This is a genomic window from Methylobacterium sp. C1, assembly GCF_001854385.1.
Lineage (GTDB): Bacteria > Pseudomonadota > Alphaproteobacteria > Rhizobiales > Beijerinckiaceae > Methylobacterium > Methylobacterium radiotolerans.
Genome location: NZ_CP017640.1, coordinates 4109580 through 4134814, shown reverse-complemented (window position 1 = coordinate 4134814; position 25235 = coordinate 4109580). Strand labels below are relative to the sequence as shown.

Genomic DNA, 25235 nt, shown 5'->3' with positions numbered 1-25235 from the left:
CGTCCCGCGACCCCGCACCGGCGGGACACCGGGACGGATGCGGCTTAGAAGGCTCGGTCGGCCGGATCGACCGGTCCCGGAACACGCACCACGATGACGCCCGACGCGCCGGAACGCGCCCCGGCCGACGGGCCGAAACCGCCGAAGCCGGATCCCGCCGCCGACGCTCCGGACCCGCGGTTCGCCGCCCGGGAGGCTGGGCGCGCCGCGCGCGACCTCGCGCGCCATCTCCGGACCCTCCTCGCCGCGGCCGGACTCGGCCTCGCGCGGACCGGCCGGGCCCTGTCGGCCCGCGCGGCGGAGCGCGCGGCGCGAGCGCGGGCCGATCTCCCGCCCGCCGCCGAGACGGGCGCGCGCGTCCGGACTCGGCGACGTCGCCCGATCCTCGGCCGCCGGCACCCGGCCGTGATCGCCGCCGCCCTGGTGGTCCTGCTGCCGGCGCTGGCGCTGGCGATCTACCTGTTCGCCGCCTTCGTGAGCCTGCCGCCGCTGGGCGGCGCCGTGGTCGAGACCGGCCAGCGGGCGATCACCGTCGAGGCCGACGACGGCCGGGTCTTCGCCACACGCGGCAGCTTCCGGGGCCAGAAGCTCACCGCGGCCGACCTGCCGCCGCACCTCGCCCAGGCGATCGTGGCGATCGAGGACCGCCGCTTCTACAGTCACTGGGGCATCGACCTGCGCGGCCTCGCCCGGGCGACGTGGCGCAATCTCCGCGGCGGCGGCGTGCGCGAGGGCGGCTCGACCATCACCCAGCAATACGTTCGCCTGACCTCCCTCAACCAGGAGAAGACGCTCTGGCGGAAGGTGCAGGAGGCCTTCCTGGCGCTGCGGGTCGAATCGACGATGAGCAAGGACGCGATCCTGCTCGGCTACCTCGACTCCGCCTATTTCGGCGCCGGCGCCTACGGGGCGGACGCGGCGGCGCGGCGCTACTTCGGCAAGCCCGCCAAGGCGCTGAACCTGCCGGAATCGGCGATGCTGGCCGGGCTGGTGCGGGCGCCCTCGCAGCTCGCCCCGACCCGCAACCTCGGCGGCGCCAAGGAGCGCGCCGACGTGGTGCTCCAGGCCATGGTCGAGACCGGCGCGATCACGCAAGGAGAGGCCGATGCCGCGCGCAAGCAGAGCGTGACCCTCAAGTCGCCCCCCGAGGCGCCGCCCGGCACCAACTACTTCCTCGACATGATCGCGGGCGACGTGAAGCGCCTCGCCGGCACGGACGGCGACATGACGGTGCGCTCGACCCTCAACCTCGACCTGCAGAGCCTCGCCGAGGGCGTCGTGGCCCGCCGCCTCGACAAGGACGGCGCCCGCCGCAAGGTCGGCCAGGCCGCCATGGTGGTGCTCTCGAAGGAGGGCGCGATCCTCGCCATGGTCGGCGGCCGCGACTACGAGGACAGCCAGTTCAACCGCGCCGTCCAGGCCAAGCGCCAGCCCGGCTCCCTGTTCAAGCTCCTCGCCTACCTGACGGCCTACGAGAAGGGCTACACGCCGGAATCCGTGATGGTCGACCGCCCGATCCAGATCGGCGACTGGCAGCCCGAGAACGACGACGGCCGCTACCGGGGGGCCGTGCCCCTGCGGACCGCCTTCGCGCTCTCGATCAACACCGTGGCGGCCCAGCTCGGGCAGGATGTCGGCATCCCGGCGGTGATCGCCACCGCCCGCAAGCTCGGGATCCAGTCCGACCTGCCCAACGTGCCGAGCCTCGTCCTCGGCTCGGGCGCCGTGAGCCTCCTGGAGATGACCCGCGCCTACGGCTCGGTCCTGTCCGGGCGCACCCCGCTCCAGACCTACGGCATCCAGGCGATCCGCGGGGCCGCGCCGCAGCCGCTCTACGTCCGCACCGACGCGGCCCCGGGGCCGATGCTGGCGCAGGAACCGCGCACGATGATGCTCGACTCGCTGCAGGCGGTGGTGGAATCCGGCACCGGCCGCGCAGCGCGGGTGCCGGGCCAGATCATCGGCGGCAAGACCGGCACGAGCCAGGATTTCCGCGACGCGTGGTTCGTCGGCATGACCCCCGACCTCGTGGTCGGGATCTGGGTCGGCAACGACGACGACAGTCCGATGAACCGCATGTTCGGCGGCGAGATGCCGGCCGGGATCTTCCACGACTTCGTCCAGCGGGCCACCGAGAAGCTCGCGAAGGGCAGGGCCCGCCCCTCGGCGGAGCGGGCCGAGCCGGCCCGGGCGACGGCACCCGCACCCGAGCCGGCCGCGGTTGGCGAGGTCCGCGGCGTGCCGGAGGTGATCGACACCGGCACCCTCAACCTGCGCGGGCGAGTCGTGCGCCTCCTCGGCGTGGTCGGCGAGCGCGGCCACCTCGCCCGCCAGCTCGCCAGCTACCTGCGCCGTCGCGAGGTCGTCTGCAGCGGCCTGTCCGACGGGGCCACGGCCCGCTGCCGCATCGAGGGCGACGACCTCGCCGGGCTGATCCTGGCGGCGGGCGGCGCCCGCGCCTCGGAGGACGCCCCACCGGACCTCCTGGGCGCGGAGGAGCAGGCCCGGGCCGAGCGGGTCGGCCTGTGGGGCCGGTGACGCCCTAGCCCGCCCCGAGCTTCGCCAGAGTCCGCGGGTCGGGGACGCCGTCGAAGTAGCGCGCGAGCGCGTCGGCGAAGACCGGCTCCCCCGGCACGGCGCGGGCGAACAGCGTCATGCTGGAGCGGAACTTCAGATCGTCGGGCGAGCCGAAGATCGCGTGTGCCGAGCGCCCGGCGACGGCGTTGACGGCCGCCGTGCAGGCGCGCAGGCGCGCGCCGAGCACCGGGTGCGCCGCGTAGGCCTCGGCCTCCGCGAGCGACCCGATGGCGTAGCGCTGCGCCATCGGGCTCGCGCCGAGCCCGGCGATCTGCGGGAAGACGAACCACATCCAGTGGCTGCGCTTGTCCCCGGCCTGCAATTCCGCCAGGGCGCGCGGGTACACGCCCTCCTGCGCGGCGACGAAGCGGCCGAGTTCGTAGGTGTCGGTCATGCGCGGCTCCGATGCCCCTGCCTCGCTGGGTCAACCGCGCGGCGCCGGCCGCGGATGCACACGCGAAGGCACGCGCGAACGCGGGCGCGGATCCGGGTCGCCGCAGACGCCGCGTCGGGATTGGTGTAAGCGCCGCCCATGCTCGGAACGCTCGTCGCCTACATGGTCGCGAACCCGGCGATGAGCCACGCGCTGACGGCGATCCCCGAGACCGCCGGAATGGCGGCCGCGCTGATCCTGCTGCGCAGCCCCCGCCCGGAAGGCGTCGCGGCGCTCGTGGTCTCGACCTACTATTACGGCCGCGAGGCCGGGCAGCGGGAGCACGACATCAAGCATGCGGGCTGGGACGCCGTGCAGGCGCATCTCGGCGCCGAGTTCCTGTACGGCTGGTCGCTGCCGAACCTGCAGCAATGGGTGGCGCCGACCTGCGCCGCCTGGGCGGTGGCCGCGGCGATCTACCTGGTCCGGTCGCGGGCGGCGCGGGCGGTGCCCCCTCGGCCGCCGGGGCGCGGGCGGCCCTGATGGGCAGCCCGGCCGCACCCGCCGCGCGATCGCGCGCGGCGCCGGGTGCCCGGCTCAGGCGCGGGTGAACGGCCCGTCCGCTGGCCCGATCTCGCTGCGGTCCCCGAGAAGCCGCCGCCCCGAGGCGATGATCTGGACCGTCTCGCGGCTGCTGCACTGGCGCCGCGCCAGGGCCTCCAGGTCGCGCAGGTAGTCGATCACCGGGCTGCGCTGCTTGTCGGCGCGGCCGATCACCGGCTCGACCTTCGCGGTCACCAGACCGCCGACCGTGTCCCAGAACTCCGCCGGGCGGGTCGCGGCGTCGCCCATCGCAGGCTCGTGCATCGCTGATCTCCTCTGGCCTCGCCGCCGCTCTTGTCGAGCGTTTCGGCCGCCGGCGCATTAGCTCATGTTGAAGACGATCCTCCGGATCGCCGGGCTCGCGGCATCGTCATCCGCGCGCCGGGCGGTCCGACGGGACGGCATCCGGTGGCGCGGCCCGCAACGGACAGCGCCGCCGCGCGTGTCTCGGATGGACAGCAGGGAGCCCGTATGCCCGCCGACAACGTCCCGACCCAAGATGGCCGCGCGCCGGAGCCCGCCCGGACGGGCGCGTCCCCGGCCGGGGAGAGCCGCCTCCGCTCGATCGCCAAGGCCATGAGCTGGCGCGTCGTCGGGAGCCTCGACACGCTGCTGCTGTCCTATCTGTTCACCGGAAGCGTGCTGGTCGCCGGCTCGATCGCCTCGACCGAGACCGTGACCAAGACCGTGCTGTACTACCTCCACGAGCGTGGCTGGGGCCTGATTCCCCTTGGTCGCGCCTGAATGCCGTCGGGGGATGGCGATGCCCGCGATCCCCGCCCCGCCGCCCGCCGGCGCGACACCCTCGAGAGCCCGGACCGGAGAGAGCCGCATGCCGCAGATCACCGTCGGAGGACTCGGCCTCCGCTACCACCTTGAGGGTCCCGAGGACGCTCCGGTCGTCGCCTTCTCGAACTCGCTGGGGGCGACCCTTGAAATGTGGGACGCGCTCCTGCCGGCGCTCGCGGGACGCTACCGGACGCTGCGCTACGACACCCGCGGCCACGGCGGATCGGACACGCGCGACCGGCCCACGGCGATCGCGGATCTGGCCGGGGACCTCGCGGGCCTGCTGGACGCCCTCGGCATCGGCCGGGCCCATCTGGTCGGCCTGTCGCTCGGCGGGATGACCGTGCAGGCGCTGGCGAGCGCCGATCCCGGACGGGCGCTCAGTGCCACCCTGATGGCGACGGCGGCCTTCCTGCCGAGCCAGCAGAGCTGGGATGAGCGGGCCGCGACCGTGCGCGCCCAGGGAACGTCGGCCGTGGTCGAGGCGACGCTGGGGCGCTGGTTCACGCCGGGCTTCGCGGCGCGCGACCCCGAGGCGGTCCGGGCTGTCCGCGAGCGATTCCTGGCCTGCGATCCGGCCGGTTACGCGGTCTGCTGCGGGGCGATCGGACGCATGGATCTCCGTCCGGCGCTCGGAGCCATCACCGCGCCGACCCTGGTCATCGCCGGCCGCGACGATCCCTCGACACCTCCGGCCATGGCCGAGGAGATCTGCGGCGGCATCGCCCAGGCCGAGCTCGTCGTGCTGCCCCGCGCGGCGCACCTGCTGGCCGTCGAGCGCGCGGACGCGGTCGGCGCCTACCTGCGCGCCTTCCTCGACCGCGCCGCGCCGGGCGCGTAGCCGGGCCGCCGCGGCGTCCCGGCGATCGCCTCAGGGGAGGGGTCGCGCGCCGCGAGCGGGATCCTGCGCCGCTTCAGTGGCAGGCGATGCCGACATCGGCGGGCGACATGCCGCGCGCCAGGCGCCGCCCGGTCCGCAGCAGCGCCTGTTCGAGCAGCGCCACGGTCAGCGGATCGCCGTCCTGCTCGGCCAGTTGATAGGCGGCGAGCAGCGCGTCGCCGAGCTCGCCGAGCCGGTCCGTCGGGTCCGCATCCGCGACGTCGGCGTCCCGCCCGGTGCCGGTGTCACGCCCGTCGGCCAGCGCGCACAGTTCCGCGCGGCGTCTCGCGTTCGCTTCGTCCTCTGGTGAGCCGTCGCGCATCGTGTTGGTCCCTCAACCAGTTCGAGGGTGCACCTACAGGTTGCGAGCCGTCAACTCCCCCCGGCGTGCCCGGCGAGCGGTCGAGCGTCGCATCTCTCCGGATGGGTAAACCGGGTGCCGAACGGTCCGCCGGCCCGCGCGACGGAGCGCGGAGACGCCGATGCCCGATGCCGTATGAGGGCCGATGCGGGGGCATGCCAGAAAAGGTCGGCGACAAACCACAACTTTTGCGTGCAGATCCGGCGGATGGCACGGTCCGGCAAGGTGAACGGATGGTTAAAACGCGGTGAGGCCCCCGCGGCAGCTCCGCGGGGGCCTCACTCATCGACGCACCATCAGGAGCGTCCGGCCGGTATTACTTGATGAGGGCGAGGAGGGCCTTGCCGGCCTTGGAGTTCAGCTCCTTGGCGTCGAGCGTGCCGTCGTTGTCCGGATCGGCCATCTTGAAGCGCTCGCCGACGGCCGCGAGGTACTCCTTCTTGTCGAGGGTGCCGTCGTTGTCCGGATCGGCCTGCTGCACGCCGGCCTTGCTCAGGCGGCCCTTCAGCTCCTTGGCGTCGAGCGTGCCGTCCGAGTCCTTCTCGAGACGGTCGAAGGTCGCCGAGGCCACCGCCTCCACTTCCTTCATGTCGACGGTGCCGTCGTTGTCGGTGTCGATCATCTTGACGGCGCTCGCTCCGCTCACCGGCTTGGCGAGAGCGGCCGGAGCAGAGAGGCCGCACACCGCGAGGGTCACCGCCGCGAAGCCACTGATGAAACGGAGGGTCATTGCCAGATGCTCCCGAAATTTGATGCTCGATCTTCCTAGTCTCCGACTCGCCGTGCTGCAAGTGCGAAATTCGACCCTGTGGGTTGAGCGCGCCGTCTCGGCTCGGTCGCCGGCGAGTCGGCATAGAAAAAGGGGCCGGCGCGAGCCGGCCCCCGAAGAGGACGCGCAATCACCGGACGGCGATCCGCGCGGCGAGTCAGTATCCGTAGCCGCGCCGCATCACCGGGCGGTCGTCGTCGAAGCGCTGCCGCCGGTAGAGGCGGTCCTCGTCGTAGGCGCGGTCGCGCCGATACTCTTCGCGGCGGAAGTCGCGCTCCCGCTGGGCGCGGGAGCGCAGGTCGACGCTCGGCCCGTCGGGGCCGATCTCGATTCGCTGCGCCGCGGCGGGGACGACGCTCGCGAGGGAGGCGGCCAGGACGGCGCCGGCAAGCAGGGTCTTCATGGGACTCTCCTTCGTGCGTTCGGGGTCCAACCCGTCTTCGCGCCGATCGTTCCCGATATTCTCCCGTTCTTCCCGCGCGCCTCACAGTTCCGGATGGATCAGGCGAGCGTCGCGAGGTCCTGAAACCAGTGCTGCGCCTGGACGTAATTCTTCACCCGCGACGACAGCGCGTGCGGATTGGTGTCGTGAACCACCCAGACCTGCACGGCGTCGTCGACGACGATCTCGTGGATGCGCGCGAGCAGCCGGTTCTGCTCGGCCACGTCGAGGCTCGCCTTCACCTTGTCGCAGAGGGCGTCGACCTCGGGGTTGCGGTAGTGGCTCCAGTTCACGCCGTTCGGCGCGATCTGACGCGAATCGTAGAAGCGCAGGATCGCGTAGAACGGGTCGGACGTGACGTAGGCGATGTTGCCGGCGCTCACGCCCTTGAGGCTCGGATCCGCGGCGCCCTGGCGCCACGCCGTGTAGGCGACCTCCAGCTCGACGGTCTTGAACTCCACCTGGATCCCGATCTCCGCCCAGCTCTGCTGGACGAACTCGTTGATCGGCAGCGACAGCATCTGCCCGGTGCCGCCGGTCGGGATCAGGACCGTGGCCTTCACGGGGTTCTTCACCGAGTAGCCGGCCTCCTCGACGAGCTTGCGCGCCGCCTCGACGTCGGTCCGGATCCTGAAGCCCGGCTTGCCGAACCACGGGCTCGACTCCTGGACCTGCCCGACCGCGGGCTGGGCGAGGCCGCCCATCAGCTCGACGACGCCCGCGCGGTCGATGGCGAGGTTGGCGGCCTTGCGCAGGCGCAGGTCGCGCCAGGGCGATCCCTCCAGCATCGACAGGTGGTAGTTCCAGACATGGGGCGTCTCGTTGCCCACGACCCGCATGCCGGCGGCCTTCAGGCGCGGCACCGCGTCGGGCGCGGGCGCCTCGATCAGGTCGACGCTGCCGGACAGGAGCGCGTTCACCCGGGCGAGGTCCTCGGGCACGCAGGTGAGGGTCAGCTTCGCGAGCTTCGGGACCCGCTTCGGGTTCCAGTAGCCGACGTTCGGCAGCAGCTCGAGGCGCACCCGCGGCACCAGCTGCCCCATCCGGAACGGCCCGGTCCCCGAGGGCTCGAAGGCGAACTTCGCCCAGTCCTTCCCGACCTTCTCGTACTGCGCCGGCGACGAGATCAGGAACCAGAGCATCTGGTAGGGGAACAGGCTGTCGGGCGTCTTGGTGACGACCTGGACGGTCTTGGCGTCGAGCTTCCGGTAGCTCGCGACCCCGGGCAGGCGCGGGCGGACCTGGGCGGCCTGCCGCTGGTCGAAATGCGGCGCCTCCTTGTTCAGCACCTTGTCGAAGTTCCAGATCACCGCGTCGGCATCGAAGGCCGAGCCGTCGTGGAAGGCCACGCCCTCGCGCAGGTGGAAGGTCCAGACCTTGGGGTCGGCCGGGTCGGCCTCCCACGCGGTGGCGAGGCCCGGCACCATCTTGCCGGGCCGGTCGGCGACGTCGAGCTCCCAGGCGACCAGGGGGTCGTAGAGGGTCAGGCCGGTGAACTGGTAGCCGCCCGCGCCCCGGTCCGGCTGCCCGGTGGTCAGCGGCAGGTCGGTCATGGAGATGCCGTAGGTCAGGGTGCCGGGGGCCGCGCCCTGCGCGCCGGCCCGGCCCGCCGCTCCCAGCGCCGCGAGGGCGACGCCCCCGGCCATCAGGGATCGGCGTGTCGGCTTGATCGGGTCCATCGTGTCTCTCGGCTGAAGGCGCGGGCGCCGCACGGAGCGGCACCGGCCGTCAGGCGCGCGACGGCGCTGCCCCAGCCTCCTCCCCATGCTGCATACAGAATGATGCACGCATCGTGCCCAATGCCCGCCTGCGCCTGCCGCCGCTTCCCGGAGACAGCCCGAAGACAGCCCGGAGACAGCGCGGGTCAGGCCTCCCAGACCTGGCCCGGCCGGAGGGCGACGAAGCGCTCGGCCGGGATACCGGCGCCGCCGAGGGCCGCCGCGAGCGCCTCGACGGGCCGCTCGATGCCTTCGTCGGTGAGCTGGAACGTGCCCCAATGGTGGCCGAGGGCCTGCTCGGCGCCGAGCAGGGTGAAAGCCTTCACGGCCTCGGCCGGATCGACGTGCTGGGCCTGCATGAACCAGCGCGGCTCGTAGGCGCCGATCGGCAGCGTCGCGAGGCGCGGCGGCCCGAACCGGGCCCGGACGTCGGAGAACAGCGCGCCGTCGCCGAAGCCGGTATCGCCGACATGGTAGTGCACGCCGCGGGGCGAGGTCAGCACGAAGGCGCACCACAGTGCCATCCGTCGGTCGTTGACGCCCCGGGCCGACCAGTGGTTCGCGGGGGTCAGGTGGACCTGCAGCCCGTCGCCGAGATCGACCGACTCCCCCCAGTCGCGGGTCTCGACATGCATCGTGTCGTCGTAGCCGCGCAAGATCGTGTCGTTGCCCAGGGGCGCCACGATCAGCGGCTGGTGCGCCTGCCAGATCCGGGCGAGGCTCGGCCCGTCGAGATGGTCGTAGTGATTGTGGGTGATGAGGACCGCGTCGATGGGCGGCAGGTCGGCGAGGGCGATCCCCGGCGGGTTGACGCGCTTCGGCCCGGCGAAGCGGACCGGGCTCGCGCGCTTGGCGAAGACCGGATCGATCAGGATGTTCCGGCCGGCGACCTGCACGAGGTAGCTCGCGTGGCCGATCAGCACGACCCGCAGGCCTTCGACCCGCTCCGGTGGCCGGTCGGCGGGATAGGGGCTGGGGAAGCTCTTCGGCCAGGGCTCGCGCTGCCGCTTAGCCTGCCAGCGCAGCACGTCCGGCAGCGCCTTGTCGGTCGACTGTCCCGGCAGGAAGAACCGCAGCCCGTCGAAATGGTCGGAGGTCGGGCCGCGGTAATAGGGATTCCGTCCGCGCCGGTGCGCGGCGTAGCCGACGCCGCCGAGCGTCATGACCGTGGCCGCACTCGCGACCGTGAGCAGGCTGCGCCGTTTCATGGATCCGAGATGGCCGGAACCGGGGGGCGGTCAAGCGCTGCCGCGGCGCGGCGGGGAGCCTTAGGGCGGATTCGGCGCGGTCTCAGGGGCGCATCGCGGGCGCGGAGGACGCCCGCCTCACTCCACCATCTCGGCGGCGAGGGACAGGCGCGCCCGGTAGACCACCTTGCCGACGCCGTCGCGGACGCAGGCCACGTAATCCTGGCGCTCGACGTCCGGCAGCATGTCGCGGGCGATCGCCGACATGATCCGGGTGACCTTGGCGCGGGCCGCCGGCAGATCCGGCAGGTCGAACCCGACCTCATCGTGGATCGGCTGCGAGCCGTCGTGCAGATCGATGAAGTAGCGGGGCATCGGCGCCAAGCGTCTCTTAGAGAAGTAGTCTGCCGACAGGATTGGTCTTGCTATGGTTAACAGTGCCTTAAAAGCCGAGGTCTGACGCTGCTCGACGCTCGGGCGAGAGCCCGTCTCCGGCCCCGATGCGCCGCCCCTGAACCGCCGGATGCTCCGGGGCGCCGCGGGCGGGGCCGGAAGCCGGAACCGCGGTCGGCGCGAGAGCCGTTCCCGATCGCGTCGCGACGGTTCGGAACGACGACGATTCCGTGCGGGAGAGCCGCGCCATTCCTCATTTTCACGCCCCCCTCTCCCGACGGGTCTCGGGCCTGCCCGAGATCCGCCCGAGGTGACATCTGGGCGCCTCGATCGGGGACGGCGCCTCGATCGGGGACGATGTCGGCAGGGAGGACTGTCCATCCGACAGACCCGGCGCGCCGAAGCGGCGATCCAACTTGCTCAGGCAATTGGCTCAGGCGAGCGGGCGCCCCGACGGGGTCCTCACACCCCGTCCGGCGGCAGCGCCTCCGTCACCTCGACGCGGCGGTTGCCGGCCACGGGAGCCGTCTCCTCGGCGGCGGCGACGTCGCTCTGGACCGGCGCCTTGTCGAGGGCCTCGGCGACCGCCGCCACGCCCTGGTAGCGGGTCAGCCGCCGGTCGATCATGCCGTCGATCCGGTCGTGCAGCTCGGACACGGTCAGGCTGCGGCGCTTGCCGCCCGTCTTCTCGGTGAACAGGCTGCGATTGGCCCGGGCCGCCGTGCGGAACTCGCGTCCGGCGACCTCGTCGGGCTTCTCGGAGGAGAGCGACAGGAAGCGGCCGGCGCTCGCCGTGCCGAGGAAATGGGCGAGGTACAGCTCGGTCGTGGTGAGCGCGCGCCCGACCCGGGCCTCGATCCGCTCGCGATCGCGCTTGATCAGCTCGGCCGCCATCAGGGCGGCGACGCGCGGGTCGTTGCGCAGGCCGAGCACCCGGGCGCGCATGCTGCCCGCGACGGTGATCGCGGCGCCCCGGCCCTTCACGGCGGCGGCCTCCTCGGCGAGCCCGTAGCGGGCGCCGTAATCGCGGATCATCTCCAGCCAGGTGCGGGCGACGAACTGGAACAGCCCCTGCGCCGAGGATGTGGCAGCCTTCGCGTCCGTGTCGAAGCTCGATTCCTTGTCGGCCAGCGCCATCATGTAGACCGGATCGACGCCGGCCTCGTCGGAGGCCTTGACGATCGTGTCGACCACCTTGCGCGGCACGCTGCGCTCGCCGAACTTGACCGCGTCCTGCTCCTGCGTGACCCGCGGCAGGGCCGCGAGGTCTTCCTGGATCAGGGCCGTGGTGGCGGGCTCCTGCTCCGGCACCGGCAGGCCGTTCCAGGCGTCCTTGGCCGCCGGCGCCTCCGCGGGAACCGCGGGCTCGGACGCGCGTTGTGCGAGGGCCTGCGCGGCTCGCGGGCTGGTGTCGACCCGGTCGTGGGCCTGGGCGGCCGGCGCGAAGTAGGCGGGCGCGAAGGCGGCCTGCGGCAGGCCGAACCCGGCGACGAGCCCCATGGCCAGCGTCCCGGAGATCCGGCCGAGGCCGGTGCGGCGAAGTGACCGGCGCCCTGTCTCGCGTCCGGCCCGCGGCAGCCACGCCACGGCTTCATCCTCGAAATGGCCCGTGCCGGTCAGGGTCTGCGGCACGAGTCGGCTCACGTCGTCGGCGCGACGCGCCGGCTCCGGGAAAACCCCCATCATTGGTCCTCTTCAGATCGGTCCTTGCGTCCGCCCGGCTCTGACGGCCGGGTTTTTTCCGGAAGCGGCGGCCCTATCGACGCCGGCCGTGACCAGAATGGGACGGCCCCGTGATCCAAGCGTGGCACGGTCAAGGAAGGGTTAACCCTGCTCGTTAGGGTCACGTTAACGCCGCCGGCCGGCCCCGCGCGGGAGGACGGTGGGGCAATGTTGTCGCATTCGGCTTGGAACGCGGCACCGCCGAGCCAGTTAGGTACGGCCCCGGGGGGGCGAATTTCCGTCCCAGGACGGACCCTTCAAGACGCCACCCGCGTCCGCACAAGGACATCAGTTACCGATGAGCATGCAGTCCGGTCGCCGCGTCGGTGTCGCGTTCGTAGGCATGGGAGGCGCTGTCGCCACCACTGCCATCGCCGGCATCGAGATGATCAAATCCGGCTCCAACCGTCTCGACGGGCTGCCGCTCGCCGGTCTCTCTGTGGCCGGCATGGCCGACTACAAGGACCTCGTCTTCGGCGGCTGGGACCTGAACGGCGACGACCTCGCCTCCGCGGCGAGCGGGCACGGCGTGCTCTCGAAGGACGATATCGAGAACGGCGCCCAGGTCCTGAAGGGCATCACGCCCTGGCCGGCGGTCGGAAGCGCCAAGTTCTGCAAGAACATCGACGGCCAGAACCGGATCGTCGCCAAGGACCACCGCGAGGCGGTCTCGGTGATCGCCAACGACCTCCGCCGCTTCCAGAAGGAGAGCAACCTCGACGACGTCGTCGTGGTGAACCTCGCCTCCACGGAGCGCTGGCCCGACCTCAACGACCCGACCCTGAACTCGACCGCCGCCTTCGAGAAGGGCCTGGATTCGAGCGACGAGGCGATCTCCCCGGCGATGCTCTACGCATACGCGGCGATCAAGAGCGGCATCCCCTACGCCAACTTCACCCCGAGCGTGGCCGCCGACGTGCCGGCGCTCCTGGAGCTCGCCAAGGAGCTGAACGTCCCGGTGGCCGGCAAGGACGGCAAGACCGGGCAGACCATGATGAAGACTGTGCTGGCCCCCGCCTTCAAGGCGCGTGCGCTCCACGTCGACGGCTGGTTCTCGACCAACATCCTGGGCAACCGCGACGGCCTCGCCCTGAACGACCCGAACTCGCTGCAGTCGAAGCTCAACACCAAGGGCACGGTGCTCGACTCGATCCTCGGCTACCCGGTCGAGGACCACCTGGTGCACATCCACTATTACCGGCCGCGCGGCGACGACAAGGAGGCCTGGGACAACATCGACGTCACCGGCTTCATGGGCCAGCGGATGCAGATCAAGGTCAACTTCCTCTGCAAGGACTCGATCCTGGCCGCGCCGCTCGTCATCGAGATCGCCCGCGTGCTCGATCTCGCGAGCAAGCGCGGCGACGGCGGCGTGCAGGAGCAGCTCTCCACCTTCTTCAAGGCGCCGATGGTGAAGAACGGCCACGGGCCGGAGCACGCCTTCGGCAAGCAGGAGCAGATGCTCCGCGACTGGCTGGGCGTGCACTAGGCGTCGTCGAAACCAGGGGGCGGCTTTTCGGAACGAGACGATGCCAAGCGAGACTCAGTCGCCCCATTCCGGCGCCGCCGCGCCGGAGGCGTTGCGCGACCTCCTGGTCGAGATGAACGACCTCAAGCGCGTCCGCTCGGCGGGCCGCCAGGGGTCGATTGCCGAGCGGCTGTTCGCGCAGGGGTGGGGGCTCCTCACCGGCGGCGGCGCGCCCGACGACGTCGCCCTCGACATCGCGGCCGTCACCCTCGCGGCGACGCGCCTCTGCGACCTCGACGCGGCCTTCCTGACCGCGGCGGGGCTCTCGGACGAGGCCGCCTCCGCGGTGCTGGTGGCGGGCTTCGACGCCGTCACCGGGGACCTCGATCCCGATCTCCGCGACCGCCTGCGCGCGCGGCTCGCGCCGCGTCCGGCGGGCCGGCCCGGGCCGCTGCCGGGCTTCGTCGGCGCCCTGGCGCAGCAGCCGCGGGCGGGCGTCACCTGTCCCGGCCGCGCCCGGATCCTGCTGGAGCCGCCGGAGAACCACGCCGAGCATTGCCTGATCGTGGCGGTCTACGGCGTCTGCCTCAGCCCGTTCTACCGGGCCGATCCCGGCACCGTGTTCCTGGCCGCGATGGCCCACCACTTCCACAACGCCGCGATGCCGGATGCCGGCTTCACCGGCGAGATGCTGCTCGGCGACCATCTCGGCCCGATCATGGCGACCACGACCGCCTGGGCGCTCGCCGAACTCGCCGAGCCCCTGCGCGGTCAGGTCGAGCGCGCCCGCGCGGTCCTGCCCGACGACGCCACCGCGGAGGGCCGCGCCTTCCACGCGGCCGACTGCATCGACCGCGTCCTGCAGATCGCCCAGCACCTGCGCGGCGCCTCGACCACGATGGGGATGGTGCTCGACGAGTGGGAGCTGGTCCATGCCGGCCCGGTGAAGGGCTTCCACGATCGTGTCCTCGCCGACATGCGCATCCCTTGATCGCCGGACCCGGTCGCCCATCTGCCCGGGCGGCCCCGAGAACCATGATCCCGTTCGAACTCAGATCGCCGGACACCGGCAACCCGCTGAAGGCCGACGGCCCGCACGCCCTGCGCGACGCGGAGACCGGCGCGCGCTGGCCCGTGATCGACGGCATCCCGTACCTGCGGATCAACCGCGACGCCCTGGTCGAGCGGGTGCTCGCCCATCTCGACGCCGGCGAGCCCGACGAGGCGCTGGCCGCCCTCCTGGTCGATCAGGACGATTGGTGGAACGGCCCGCCGGCCGATCCCGCCGGGATCATCCGCCTGATCAAGGAGCGCCGCACCGCGACCCTGCGCGACGCGGTCGAGCTCCTCGGCTGGGGACGCGTCGGCGACTACTTCCTGCACCGCTGGAGCGACCCGACCTTCCTGGCCGGCCTGTCGCTGCTGGAGGCGCACTGGAACGAGCCCGTGTGCGTCTTCGAATTCGCCTGCGGCATCGGCCACTACCTGCGGGAGCTGCAGCGGCGCGGCTGCAAGGTCGCCGGGGCCGACGTGGTCTTCGCCAAGCTCTGGGTGGCCCGCCACTGGGTCGTCGCCGAGAAGGCGCAGCTCGTCTGCTTCGACGCCGGCTCAGCCCACTGGCCGATCCCGGGGGCTCCCGTCGATCTGGTCGTGTGCAACGACGCCTTCTACTTCCTCGACGACAAGGCGGCTCTGCTCGAGAGTCTCCGCCAGAATGCCGGCGATGACGGCTGGCTGGCGCTGAGCCACATCCACAACCGCGACTGCCCGGGCTTCTCGGCCGGCCGAGCGGTGACGGCCGAGGAGATCGCCGAGCTGTTTCCCGACGCCCTGGTCTACGACGATGCGGAGTTGACCCGGGCGCTGGTCGCGGCGCGGGCGCCGGGCCCGCAGGAGCCCGCGGCCCTGCGGAGCTGCGAGGCGTTCTCGCTGGTGTGCGGTCCCGGCATGCGCCCGGCGCCGCGCGCGCTGGTCGACGGGCTGACCCTGCCGAAGCCGGGGACCGTGCTGCGGCTCAACCCGCTCTACGCGCCCGAAGGCGAGGGTTACGTCATCCGCTGGCCCTCTGAGCGCTACGAGGCGGAATACGGCCCCCGCGCCACCTACCCGCTGCGCTCACCCGGACCCGAGACGCTGACTTTCGACGAAGGCCTCGAAGCGTCGGAGACGCAGCGCGTGCGCGTGCGCGAATTCGTCGATCTGCCGGAGCGTTGGTGATGGACGCGGTCGGCTGGGGCATCGTCGGCTACGGCTGGGTCGCCCGCGACTACATGGAGCCGGGCATCCGCGCCGCCGGCCACCGGCTGGTGGCGGTCAGCGATCCGAATCCGGACAGCCGCGCGGCCGCCGAGCGGGCCGGCGCCCGCGGGCACGCCGATCTCGCCGGCCTGATCGCCGAGCCCGCGGTCGAGGCGGTCTACGTGGCGACACCGAACCATCTTCACCGTGGCGCCGTCGAGGCGCTGGCTGCGGCCGGCAAGGCTGTGCTGTGCGAGAAGCCCATGGCGGCGACGCTCGGGGACGCCGAATCCATCGTCCGGGCCGTCGAGTCGCAAAACATCTTCTACGGGACCGCCTTCGACCAGCGGCACCACCCGGCCCACCGGGCGATCCGCGCGCAGGTCGCAGCCGGGCGGCTCGGCACGATCACGACCGTGCGGATCGTCTACGCCTGCTGGCTCGGGCGCGACTGGTCGGAGGCCGGCCAGCCGAACTGGCGGATCGACGCCGCCCAGGCCGGCGGCGGCGCCCTGATGGACCTCGCTCCGCACGGGCTCGACCTCGTGGACTTCCTGCTCGGCGAGCCGATCACCACCATCGCGGCCCTGACCCAGACCAAGGCCCAGGATTACGCGGTCGATGACGGCGCCCTGCTGATCGGGCAGACGGCGGGCGGTGCCTTGGCGAGCCTGCACGTCGCCTACAATTGTCCCGACGCACTGCCCCGCCGCCGCCTGGAGGTGGTCGGCACGAAGGGCCTGCTCGTCGCCGAGAACACGATGGGCCAGACGGCCGGCGGCTCGCTGACCTTCATCGACGGCGCCAGCGGCCGCGCGGAGCCGCTCGCCTTCGACGCCGACAGCTCGCCCTTCGCCGAGCAGGTGCGCGCCTTCGGCTCGGCCCTGCGCCGGCCCGAGGAGCGGGCCGCGTACTCGGCCTCGCGCGACCTTCACACGATGCGGCTCGTCGCCCGCGCCTACGGGCAAGGGTAGCGACCGCAGGACAGGATGACACAACACCGAGCCGGGACCCGATCCATTCAACCCGTGCCCTCATCCTGAGGTGCTGCGCAGCAGCCTCGAAGGAGGGCTCCAGGGAGCACAGCGCCTTCTGGAGCCCTCCTTCGAGGCCTCGGCTGCGCTTCGGCATCTCAGGATGAGGTGGGTGGATGGGACAGGGCTCGGCGCCGGTTCGCGGCAGACGGGAACACGACTTGACCCAACCAGACGCCTTTCACGACCAGGACGACCGCGCCCGCCACGAGCGGATCAAGGCGCCGCGCCCCTACCGCTTCGGCGCCAAGCGGCCGATCGAGGGGTTGCCCGGGACCCTGCCGGACCCGGTCAAGGCCTATCTCGACGTCCTGCCGGAGGGGCGCGTCGTCGGCTTCCCGCTGGCGCCCCTCGATCGCACCGGCGTCCCGGTCTGGTTCGTGGCCCTGTTTCTCGACGACCCGTTCTTCGTGGGCGCGATGCCGTCGGGCATCGGCTACGGCGCCACCGACGACGAGGCGCTGATCGGCGCCGTCGCGGAGATCGCCGAGAACCTGATGCCGTCGCTCGCGGTGCTGCCGCGGGCGAAGGAGCGGGCGAGCTACACCGATCTCGTCCGGGTCTACGGCGCCAAGTCGGTCGCCGACCCGCTGACCCTCTGCCTGCCCGCCGGCTCCCCGGTCGGCCGCGACACGGTGCTCGAATGGACCCCCAGCGTCCGGCACGCGACGGGCGAGATCGTCCTGATGCCCCTCGACGTCGCCGCGACCGACTATTTCGAGCTGTCGGAGGGCTACAAGCCCTTCACCAACCTGATCACCAACGGCCTCGGCGCCGGCCCGGACGTGCCCTTCGCGCTGGGCCACGGCGTGCTGGAGCTGCTGCAGCGGGACGGCAACGGGCTGCTGTTCCGGGCCCTCGACCAGGGCGTGATGCTCGACCTCGAGGGGATCGGTCCGGAGAACGCCGCGATGCTGGCCCGGCTCAAGGAGCTCGGGATCCGGGCGCTCCCGAAATTCGCCACCGACCAGTTCGGCCTGACCAACCTCTACGTCGTCGGCTACGACGAGGATCCGGCGCGGACCCCGGCGCCGATCGCCCTCTCGGCCTGCGGCGAGGCCTGCGACCCGGACCGGGAGCGGGCGCTGCGCAAGGCGCTCCTGGAGTTCCAGGCCGCGCGGGTCCGCAAGACCTTCGGCCACGGCCCCCTCGACATGGCCGCCACGGTGACGCCGCCGGGCTACGTCGACGCGTTCATCCAGAAGGCGCTGCCCAGCCTGGACCTGGAGGAGAGCCGCGCCCTGCAGGCCATGCTCGAATGGATCGAGATGCCGGCGGCGGACCTGCGCGGCGTGCTGGCCGACACGGTCTATTCCGAGCGCAGCACGAAAAGCTTCGCCGAGCTGCCCTCGACCCCGGCCGCCGACGGCCACGCCCGGGGGAAGATCGCCTGCGACCGGCTGCTGGAGGCCGGGTTCGACGTGCTCTACGTCGATTGCACGCCCCCGGGGGGCGGGGTCGGCGTCGTGAAGGCGATCGTGCCGGGGCTCGAGGTCGAGACCATGAGCTACTACCGGATCGGCGAGCGCAACACGAAGAAGCTTCTCGACCGCGACCACCCGCTGATCACGTTCGGCACCGAGAGCGAGACCCTGCGCCCGGTGCGTCTCACCCCGGAGGCCTTGGAGCGGTTCGGCGGCCAGCCGCTGTTCGACGTGGCCCTGGCCGAGCGGATCGTCGGGCGGCACTATCCGCTCTACCGCGAGCCGGAATCGCACCACGCGCCCTTCCGCCTCGCCCAGCGGAAGGGGAGGGCGGCGTGACGCTCCGGTTCGCCTACAACACCAACGGCGCGGCCAACCACCGCCTCGACGACGCGCTCCACCTGATCAAGGCGGCGGGCTACGATGGCGTGGCGCTCACCCTCGACATCCACCATCTCGACCCCTTCGCCGAGACCTGGGCGGCGGAGGCCGGCCGGGTGGCGAGTCTGCTGGAGAAGCTGGAGCTGACCTGCGTCATCGAGACGGGTGCCCGCTTCCTGCTCGATCCGTCCGCCAAGCACGAGCCGACGCTCGTGACCGCCGACGCCGCGGGCCGCGCCCGGCGCGTCGGCTTCCTGAAGCGCGCGATCGAGATCGGCGCGATGCTCTCCGCCGAGGCGGTCTCGTTCTGGGCCGGCGTGCCGAAGCCCGGCGTCGATCACGGCGAGGCCCGGCGCTGGCTGGTCGAGGGTCTGCACGAGGTCGCGGCCTTCGCGGCCGAGTCCGGAATCGTGCCCTGCCTGGAGCCCGAGCCCGGCATGCTGATCGAGACGCTCGACGATTACGCGGCGCTCGACGTGCCGGGGCTGAGGCTCGCCCTGGACACGGGTCACTGCCTCGTCACCGGCGAGCGCGAGCCGGCGGCCGCCGTGCGGGAATTCGCCGACCGGATCGGCACCGTGGCGATCGAGGACATGAAGCGCGGCAGCCACATCCACCTGCCCTTCGGCGAGGGCGACATGGACGTGCCGGGCGTGCTGGAGGCTCTGGAGGCGGTGGGCTTCGGCAAGCTGATCTGCGTCGAGCTCTCCCGCGAGAGCCACCGGGCCGACGTGATGATCCCGCAGGCGCTGGACTATCTCCGCGGCTGCCGGCGCCCCGGCCCGGTCCTGGCGGGCGAGCAGGAGACGCGGCGGCAATGGCAGTGAGGGCCGAATTGCGGCGAGGCGAGGATCGGGCACGGGAGAGGGAGCGCCTCGGCGCCTCTCCCGGTCTCTGCGAAGGTGCGGTGCGATGAGAATCCTCTTCCTCAGCCGCCGCTATTTCCCGGCCATATCGGGCATGAGCGTCTACGCGCAGAACCTGCTGCGCGAACTCGTCGGCGCCGGCCACGACGTCACGATGATCTCGCAGTACCGGGGCGACGCCTTCGGCACCCGGGTCTACGGGGGCGGGCCGCCGCCGCCGGTGCCGGGCGTGCGGGTGATCGGCCTGGAACAGCTCGGCGAGCAGACGTCGGGCGATTTCGAGCGCGACATCGCCACGATGGTGGACGCGATCGCCCGGGAGCACGCCCGGAACCCCTTCGACATCCTGCACGCCCAGTACGGCTACCCGACCGGCTGGGCGGTGCTGCTCGCCGCCCGCAAGCTCGGCGTGCCGAGCGTCGTCTCGATCCAGGGCGGCGACGGCCACTGGGTCGGCTCCTGCTGCGAGACCCACCGGGTCGCCATGTGCGAGGTGCTGGCCCACGCCAACGCGCTGCTGATCGGCGGCGCCTCCTTCGTGGACGAGGTCTGCGAGCGGCTCGGGTCGGACCCGGCCCGCTTCACCATCGTGCCCGGCGCGGTCGACACCGATCGGTTCGCGCAGGGCACGTCCGACGGGCTGCCGGCGCCCCATGACGGGCCGGTGCGGCTGTTCTACCACGGCCGGGTCGACCGTCGGAAAGGCGTGCTGGACTTCATCGAGGCCCTGGCGATCCTGCGCGCGCAGGGCACGCCCTTCGCGGCCACGATCTCGGGAATCGGGCCCGACGTGGACCCGGCCAAGGCGCTCGCCGCGGAGCACGCCTTCTCGGAGCGCGCGATCGCCTTCACGGGCTACGCGGAATACGGCTCCGTGCCCGACCTCTACCGCCGCGCCGACGTGTTCGTCTCGCCGACCTACGCGGAGGGCTTCTCCAACACGATCCTGGAGGCGCTGGCGGCCGGGCTCGCCACCGTGTCGTGCCACGCGGTCGGCGTCTCGGACTGCCTGCGCGACGGGGAGAACGGGCTGCTGGTCAACCCGGGCGACGTCCCGGCGCTGGCCGCGGCGCTCACCCGGATCGTCACGGACGCCGATCTGCGCCGGCGCATCGCGACGGCCGGCCTGGAGGAGTGCCGGCGGGTCTACTCGTGGCACGCGGTCGGGCGGCAGATCATGGAGGTCTACGCGCGGGTGCGCCACGAGCAGCCCGCCACCGATTTTCCCGAAGACCTGCCCGACGACCCGACCTGCCGCTTCCGCGCCGAGCCGCACCTGCTCTGAACGGTCCGCCAGCTTCGGGAATCCCGATCCACCCCCTCATCCTGAGGTGCCCGCGTCAGCGGGCCTCCCAGGATTCCTCCAGGGATCACAGCGCTGCTTGAAGGGCTCCTTCGAGGCCCCCGCTGCGCAGCGGTACCTCGGGATGAGGTCGCGGGTCGGACGTCGTGCCCGCCGACAGGCTCTGAACCATGCCCACCGCGCTCGCCCTCTCCCCCCATCTCGACGACGCGGCCTTCTCGTGCGGCGGCCTCCTGGCAAGCCTCGCGCAAGCGGGCTGGCGCGTCGTGATGGTGACCCTGTTCACCGGCAGCGTCGCCGAGCCGAAGGGCTTCGCGCTCGCCTGCCAGCTCGACAAGGGCCTGGGACCGGAGATCGACTACATGGCCCTGCGCCGGGACGAGGATGTCCGCGCGGCTGCCGCGCTCGGCATCGCCCCGCCCGTGCACCTGCCGTTCCGGGAGGCGCCGCACCGGGGCTACGGCTCGGCGCCGGAACTCTTCGCCGAGACCCGCGCCGATGACGGCATCGCGGACGACCTCGCGCCCGCCGTCGCGGCGCTGATCGCCGCGGACAAACCGGATCTCCTCCTCGCCCCCCAGGCGATCGGCGGCCATGTCGATCACGTCCAGGTGGTCCGGGCTCTGCGCGGCCTCGACCCGCTTCTCCCGATCCTGTGGTGGCGCGACTTCCCCTACACGGTGCGCGAGGCTGCGCCCCGGGAGCCGCTCGCGGACCTCTTCGCGGAACTTCCCGAGGCGACGGTGACCCTCGACCCGGAGTGCCAGGCCCGGAAGCGCGCCGCCTGCGCGGCCTATGCCAGCCAGATCGGCTTCCAGTTCGGCGGCGTGGCCGGCCTCGACGCGCGCCTCGCCCGGGAGACGGGCACCGAGCGCTTCCGCCGGTCGCGTCGCGGCGGCCCGACGATTCCCGGCCTCGATGCCGGCTGAGCCGCGGGCCCCGAAGGCGCTGGCCGATCCGGAGGCCCTGGCGGCCCGCCGCGCCCTGATCGACAGCCCCCACATCGCCCCGATCCGGGCCCTCGCGGCGCGCATCGCGGCCGAGCGCGGCGCCCCGGTCCCGGCGCCCGACCCCCTGGATGGCGGCGTCGGGGCGCGGATGCTCCTCCTCCTCGAGACGCCGGGCCCGGCGGTGCTGCGCACCGGCTTCGTCACCCGCGACAGCGCGAACGGCACGGCCGCGAACCTGTTCCGCTTCCTCGCCGAGGCCGGGCTCAGCCGGGCCGACACGCTGATCTGGAACGCGGTCCCCTGGCTGATCCACGCCGAGGGCGCCCGCAACCGGGCGCCCCGCCGGGCGGAGGTCGCGGCGGCCGCGCCCTATCTGGCCCCGCTCCTCGACCTGCTGCCGCGCCTCGCCGTGGCGGTGCTGGCCGGCCGCTTCGCCGGGGAGGCGGCGCCGTCCCTCGCGGCGCTCCGCCCCGACCTGCCGGTGATCCGGGTGCCGCACCCGAGCCCGACCTATGTCTGCACCGCGCCGGAGGTGCCCGAGCGGATCCGGCGCGGCCTCGCGGAGGCGGCCGCGATCCTCGATCGGGCCTCCGGCTGAGGATAGATCGCCCGTCACGGGCCTGCCTTCCCTGGCCTTGCGCGCCGGTTCGGCCTACATGCGGGGCAACGGGCCGCGGTCCGGGAGATTCCGGCACGGGCTGACGGCCTTCGGCCGGGCCGCGCAGCCGGAAGGGCGGACGCCGATCGGCATGAATTTTCAGGGACAGCACCGGAGCCCGGTCGAGCCGGTCGAGCCGGTCCAGCACGATGCCGGAGCGGGCTCGAAGCGGAAGAGCCGGCGCAGCCGCTATGCCTGGATCGGCACGGCGGCCAGCATCGTGCTGTTCGCGGTCTCCCTCGGCGTCCTGTGGAAGCTCGTGCAGAGCGTCAGCTGGGCGGAGGTGCGCAGCGCCATCGCGGCCGCGACCGCCGAGCAGCTCGGCCTCGCCTTCCTGTTCGTCGGCGTCAGCTACCTGTTCCTGACCGGCTACGACGCGCTGGCCCTGCGCCAGCTCAAGATCAAGGTGCCGTACCGGATCACCGCGCTCGCCTCGTTCACGAGCTACGCGGTGAGCTTCACCCTCGGCTTCCCGCTGCTCACCGCCGGGACGATCCGCTACTGGATCTACGCGCGGCAGGGCCTCTCGACGGCCAAGATCGCCGCGCTCACCGTCATCGCCGGCTTCACCTTCTGGCTCGGCATGGGCGTGGTGCTGGGCCTGAGCCTGATCATCGAGGCCGGCCAGCTCGCCGGGCTCGCCTTCACGTCGATCCGGATCAACCAGGGTGTCGGCCTCGCGGCGCTCGCCCTGGTGCTCGGCTACCTGGCCTGGGTCTCGGCCAAGAAGCGCAGCATCACCGTGAAGCACTGGCGCCTGGAGCTGCCCGGGGCGTCCGTGTCGATCGGCCAGATGATCGTCGGCATCGGCGACGTCTGCGCGGCGGCGGCTGTGCTCTACGTCCTGCTGCCGCAGGAGACGACGCTGGGCTTCACCACCTTCCTGGCGATCTACGTGCTGGCCGCCATGCTGGGGATCGCGTCGAACGCGCCCGGCGGCATCGGGGTGTTCGAGGCCACCGTGCTCCTCGCCCTGTCGAGCCTGCCGCGCAACGAGGTGCTGACCTCGCTGCTGCTGTTCCGGGGCTGCTACTACGTCGTGCCGTTCGTGACCGCCCTGGCGATGCTCGGCCTCTACGAGATCGTGAAGCGTGCGGGCGGTGCCCGCGATCCCGGCCCGCCGGAGGGCACGGCCGGGCCGTCCGGCCGGGCGTGGCGCGACGAGTCCGAGTCCCGCTGATCGGCCGGCGCGCCCGCCATGTCCGGCCGCCTGCGCAGCTCCCCCGCCTGGACTGGCGCCGCGATCGCCGCGGGCCTGCTCGGGCTCGCCACCGCCCTGGCCGGGCGGCTCGACCTCCCGCTGATCCTGATCGGGCTCGCGGCGGTCTGCCTGGGCGGCTGGCTCGGCGGGCGCGGCCGCGAGGCCCCCGTCGCGCGACCGGCCGCCGCCACGCCGCGCCACGCCGTCGCCGAGGCGCTGCTCGCCCACGTGCCGGACCCGGTCATCCTCGTGGACCGGCGTACCCTGGTGCTGGAGGCCAATCCCGCCGCCCGGGCGCTGCTGCCGGCGCTCCATCAGGCCCGGCCCCTGTCCTTCGCGCTCCGCGACCCGGAGGTCCTCGACGGCATCGAGGCGGTGCTGAGTTCCGGCCTCCCGCGCCGGGTCGCGCTGTCGACCCGGGTGCCGCTGGAGCGGACCTTCGAGGTCCAGATCGGCGCGCTGCCGATGCCCGACGGGTCCGGCGTGAGCGCGCTGCTGTTCCTGCGCGACCTCACCTCGGCCCGGCGTCTCGAGGCGATGCGGGTCGATTTCGTCGCCAACGCGAGCCACGAGCTGCGCACGCCGCTCGCCACCCTGATCGGCTTCATCGAGACCCTGCAGGGTCCGGCCCGCGACGACGCGCAGGCCCGGGAGCGCTTCCTGGAGATCATGCGCGTCCAGGCCCAGCGGATGACGCGGCTGATCGACGACCTGCTGTCGCTGTCGCGGATCGAGCTGCGCGAGCACGTGGCGCCCACCGCGGTGGTCGATCTCGGGGCGCTCGCCCGCCAGATGGTCGACGCCCAGGGCCTGCCCGCCGAGGCGCGGGGCGCCACGATCCGGCTGGAGGAGGGGGCGGGCCCCTACGCGGTCCCCGGCGACGCCGACGAGCTCGCCCGGGTGATCGAGAACCTGATCGAGAACGCCGTGAAGTACGGCGGCGGCCGGATCAGCGTCGGGCTCGCCCGCGAGGACGACCCGCGCCTCGGGCGCCGCGTCGTCCTGTCGGTGGCCGACGACGGGCCGGGCATCCCGCCCGAGCACATCCCGCGGCTGACGGAGCGCTTCTACCGGGTCGACGTCGCGTCGAGCCGCGCCCGCGGCGGCACGGGCCTCGGGCTCGCCATCGTCAAGCACAGCCTCAACCGCCACCGCGGGCGGCTCGCCATCGAGAGCGCGGCCGGGGAGGGCACGACCGTGCGGGTCAGCCTGCCGGAATACGGCGCCGCGCCGCCGCAGGCCGCGGCCGATCAGGCCGGCCCGGCGTAGGGGCCGATCCCGAGCCCGCCCTCGACGCGCCCGACCCAGGCGCGGATCGCCGGGTAGTCCGCGAGGTCGAAGCCGCCCTCGTGGGCCATGCGCGTGTAGGCGACGAGCGCCACGTCGGCGAGGGTCAGGGTGCCGCCCGCCATGAAAGCCGAGCGCGCGAGGGTTCGTTCCATCAGCCGCAGGGCGTCGGCGCCGCGCTCGGCGAGCTTCGGGTCGAGATCCTCCGGCGACCGCGCGAGATAGTGGAGCTGGTAGCGGCGGACCGCGATGTAGGGCTCGTGGCTGTACTGCTCCCAGAACATCCACTGCAGCATGCGGGCGCGGGGCAGGGCCTCCGCGGGCACCAGCGCCGAGCCCTCCGCGAGGTAGACGATGATCGCGTTCGATTCGGACAGCACGGTGCCGTCGGACAGGACGACGATCGGCACGCGGCCGGCGGGGTTCAGGGCGAGGAACTCGGGCCTGCGCGTCCCGCCGCCCGGGACGTCGACGTCGCGCCAGAGCGCCGGGATGCCGAGATGGGCCGCGACCCACTTGACCTTGAGGCAGTTCCCGGAACCCGGGTCGCCGTAGATCGTCAGCGCTTCGCCCATCCGTGTCCCCGCCGCTCCGGTGGCGCGGACCTTGGC

The 25235-nt window shown here is 72.7% G+C and carries 25 protein-coding genes; 15 read left to right on the top strand and 10 right to left on the bottom strand.

From position 1 onward, the window contains the following. Positions 1–93: 93 nt before the first annotated feature. Positions 94–2538 carry a PBP1A family penicillin-binding protein gene (locus BKE41_RS19140; protein WP_070999982.1) on the top strand — a complete coding sequence of 815 codons (2445 nt, stop codon included), beginning with the start codon at positions 94–96 and terminating at the stop codon, positions 2536–2538. 4 nt (positions 2539–2542) lie between these two features. Here the strand turns inward: BKE41_RS19140 and BKE41_RS19135 are convergent, their stop codons facing one another. After that, positions 2543–2971: a DUF1810 domain-containing protein gene (locus BKE41_RS19135; RefSeq protein ID WP_012320547.1), complete on the bottom strand. Its 429-nt coding sequence runs from the start codon at positions 2969–2971 to the stop codon at positions 2543–2545. Positions 2972–3109: 138 nt separating this feature from the next. Here BKE41_RS19135 and BKE41_RS19130 point away from each other — a divergent pair, with 138 nt between their 5' ends. Continuing rightward, positions 3110–3493: a hypothetical protein gene (locus BKE41_RS19130; protein ID WP_043074220.1), complete on the top strand. Its 384-nt coding sequence runs from the start codon at positions 3110–3112 to the stop codon at positions 3491–3493. A gap of 54 nt (positions 3494–3547) precedes the next feature. Here the strand turns inward: BKE41_RS19130 and BKE41_RS19125 are convergent, their stop codons facing one another. Further along, complete coding sequence (locus BKE41_RS19125; protein WP_012320545.1) at positions 3548–3817, bottom strand: hypothetical protein; 270 nt, start codon at positions 3815–3817, stop codon at positions 3548–3550. 207 nt (positions 3818–4024) lie between these two features. On the opposite strand from BKE41_RS19125, the gene BKE41_RS19120 reads away from it, so the two are divergent. Both BKE41_RS19120 and pcaD read left to right on the top strand, forming a co-directional pair. Next, the gene (locus BKE41_RS19120) at positions 4025–4297 is read left to right on the top strand and encodes a DUF2061 domain-containing protein (protein WP_012320544.1); all 273 of its coding nucleotides are present in this window, start codon (positions 4025–4027) and stop codon (positions 4295–4297) included. Between the two features lie 88 nt (positions 4298–4385). Beyond that, positions 4386–5183, top strand: coding sequence for a 3-oxoadipate enol-lactonase (gene pcaD / locus BKE41_RS19115; protein ID WP_012320543.1), 798 nt, complete (start codon positions 4386–4388; stop codon positions 5181–5183). Positions 5184–5256: 73 nt separating this feature from the next. Here the strand turns inward: pcaD and BKE41_RS19110 are convergent, their stop codons facing one another. From BKE41_RS19110 to BKE41_RS19080, 7 genes are all read right to left on the bottom strand, one after another. Beyond that, complete coding sequence (locus tag BKE41_RS19110; RefSeq protein ID WP_070999981.1) at positions 5257–5544, bottom strand: hypothetical protein; 288 nt, start codon at positions 5542–5544, stop codon at positions 5257–5259. Between the two features lie 355 nt (positions 5545–5899). Further along, positions 5900–6313: a histidine kinase gene (locus tag BKE41_RS19105; RefSeq protein WP_012320541.1), complete on the bottom strand. Its 414-nt coding sequence runs from the start codon at positions 6311–6313 to the stop codon at positions 5900–5902. A gap of 196 nt (positions 6314–6509) precedes the next feature. After that, the gene (locus BKE41_RS19100; RefSeq protein ID WP_012320540.1) at positions 6510–6755 is read right to left on the bottom strand and encodes a hypothetical protein; all 246 of its coding nucleotides are present in this window, start codon (positions 6753–6755) and stop codon (positions 6510–6512) included. 98 nt (positions 6756–6853) lie between these two features. After that, positions 6854–8473: an ABC transporter substrate-binding protein gene (locus BKE41_RS19095; RefSeq protein ID WP_024829222.1), complete on the bottom strand. Its 1620-nt coding sequence runs from the start codon at positions 8471–8473 to the stop codon at positions 6854–6856. Positions 8474–8658: 185 nt separating this feature from the next. After that, complete coding sequence (locus BKE41_RS19090) at positions 8659–9720, bottom strand: MBL fold metallo-hydrolase (protein ID WP_012320538.1); 1062 nt, start codon at positions 9718–9720, stop codon at positions 8659–8661. A 117-nt stretch (positions 9721–9837) separates the two neighbouring features. Next, positions 9838–10074: a hypothetical protein gene (locus BKE41_RS19085; protein WP_012320537.1), complete on the bottom strand. Its 237-nt coding sequence runs from the start codon at positions 10072–10074 to the stop codon at positions 9838–9840. Between the two features lie 480 nt (positions 10075–10554). Then, positions 10555–11775, bottom strand: a complete 1221-nt coding sequence (locus tag BKE41_RS19080; RefSeq protein ID WP_071000721.1) for a transglycosylase SLT domain-containing protein — start codon at positions 11773–11775, stop codon at positions 10555–10557. Positions 11776–12112: 337 nt separating this feature from the next. On the opposite strand from BKE41_RS19080, the gene BKE41_RS19075 reads away from it, so the two are divergent. From BKE41_RS19075 to BKE41_RS19025, 11 genes are all read left to right on the top strand, one after another. Next, on the top strand, positions 12113–13303 hold the full coding sequence (locus BKE41_RS19075; RefSeq protein WP_012320535.1) for an inositol-3-phosphate synthase: 1191 nt from the start codon (positions 12113–12115) through the stop codon (positions 13301–13303). Between the two features lie 40 nt (positions 13304–13343). Then, complete coding sequence (locus BKE41_RS19070) at positions 13344–14273, top strand: hypothetical protein (RefSeq protein WP_070999980.1); 930 nt, start codon at positions 13344–13346, stop codon at positions 14271–14273. A 44-nt stretch (positions 14274–14317) separates the two neighbouring features. Then, complete coding sequence (locus BKE41_RS19065) at positions 14318–15499, top strand: methyltransferase domain-containing protein (RefSeq protein WP_058606201.1); 1182 nt, start codon at positions 14318–14320, stop codon at positions 15497–15499. Next, entirely contained in the window at positions 15499–16494 is a 996-nt protein-coding gene (locus tag BKE41_RS19060) for a Gfo/Idh/MocA family oxidoreductase (RefSeq protein ID WP_070999979.1), read from the top strand. The genes BKE41_RS19065 and BKE41_RS19060 overlap by 1 nt, the downstream gene beginning before the upstream one ends. A 221-nt stretch (positions 16495–16715) precedes the next feature. Beyond that, positions 16716–18317, top strand: a complete 1602-nt coding sequence (locus BKE41_RS19055) for a YcaO-like family protein (RefSeq protein ID WP_070999978.1) — start codon at positions 16716–16718, stop codon at positions 18315–18317. After that, entirely contained in the window at positions 18314–19186 is an 873-nt protein-coding gene (locus BKE41_RS19050; protein WP_012320530.1) for a sugar phosphate isomerase/epimerase family protein, read from the top strand. Before BKE41_RS19055 ends, BKE41_RS19050 begins: the two co-directional genes overlap by 4 nt. An 85-nt stretch (positions 19187–19271) precedes the next feature. Further along, positions 19272–20510, top strand: a complete 1239-nt coding sequence (locus BKE41_RS19045) for a glycosyltransferase family 4 protein (RefSeq protein WP_070999977.1) — start codon at positions 19272–19274, stop codon at positions 20508–20510. A 188-nt stretch (positions 20511–20698) separates the two neighbouring features. Beyond that, positions 20699–21457, top strand: coding sequence for a PIG-L family deacetylase (locus BKE41_RS19040; protein WP_070999976.1), 759 nt, complete (start codon positions 20699–20701; stop codon positions 21455–21457). Further along, positions 21447–22076: a uracil-DNA glycosylase gene (locus tag BKE41_RS19035; RefSeq protein ID WP_012320527.1), complete on the top strand. Its 630-nt coding sequence runs from the start codon at positions 21447–21449 to the stop codon at positions 22074–22076. Before BKE41_RS19040 ends, BKE41_RS19035 begins: the two co-directional genes overlap by 11 nt. Before the next feature lie 151 nt (positions 22077–22227). Then, complete coding sequence (locus tag BKE41_RS19030) at positions 22228–23316, top strand: lysylphosphatidylglycerol synthase domain-containing protein (protein ID WP_012320526.1); 1089 nt, start codon at positions 22228–22230, stop codon at positions 23314–23316. A gap of 18 nt (positions 23317–23334) precedes the next feature. Continuing rightward, positions 23335–24606: an ATP-binding protein gene (locus tag BKE41_RS19025; protein WP_012320525.1), complete on the top strand. Its 1272-nt coding sequence runs from the start codon at positions 23335–23337 to the stop codon at positions 24604–24606. Here the strand turns inward: BKE41_RS19025 and BKE41_RS19020 are convergent. Beyond that, positions 24588–25199, bottom strand: coding sequence for a glutathione S-transferase family protein (locus BKE41_RS19020; RefSeq protein ID WP_029359597.1), 612 nt, complete (start codon positions 25197–25199; stop codon positions 24588–24590). The genes BKE41_RS19025 and BKE41_RS19020 overlap by 19 nt on opposite strands. Positions 25200–25235: the final 36 nt, after the last annotated feature.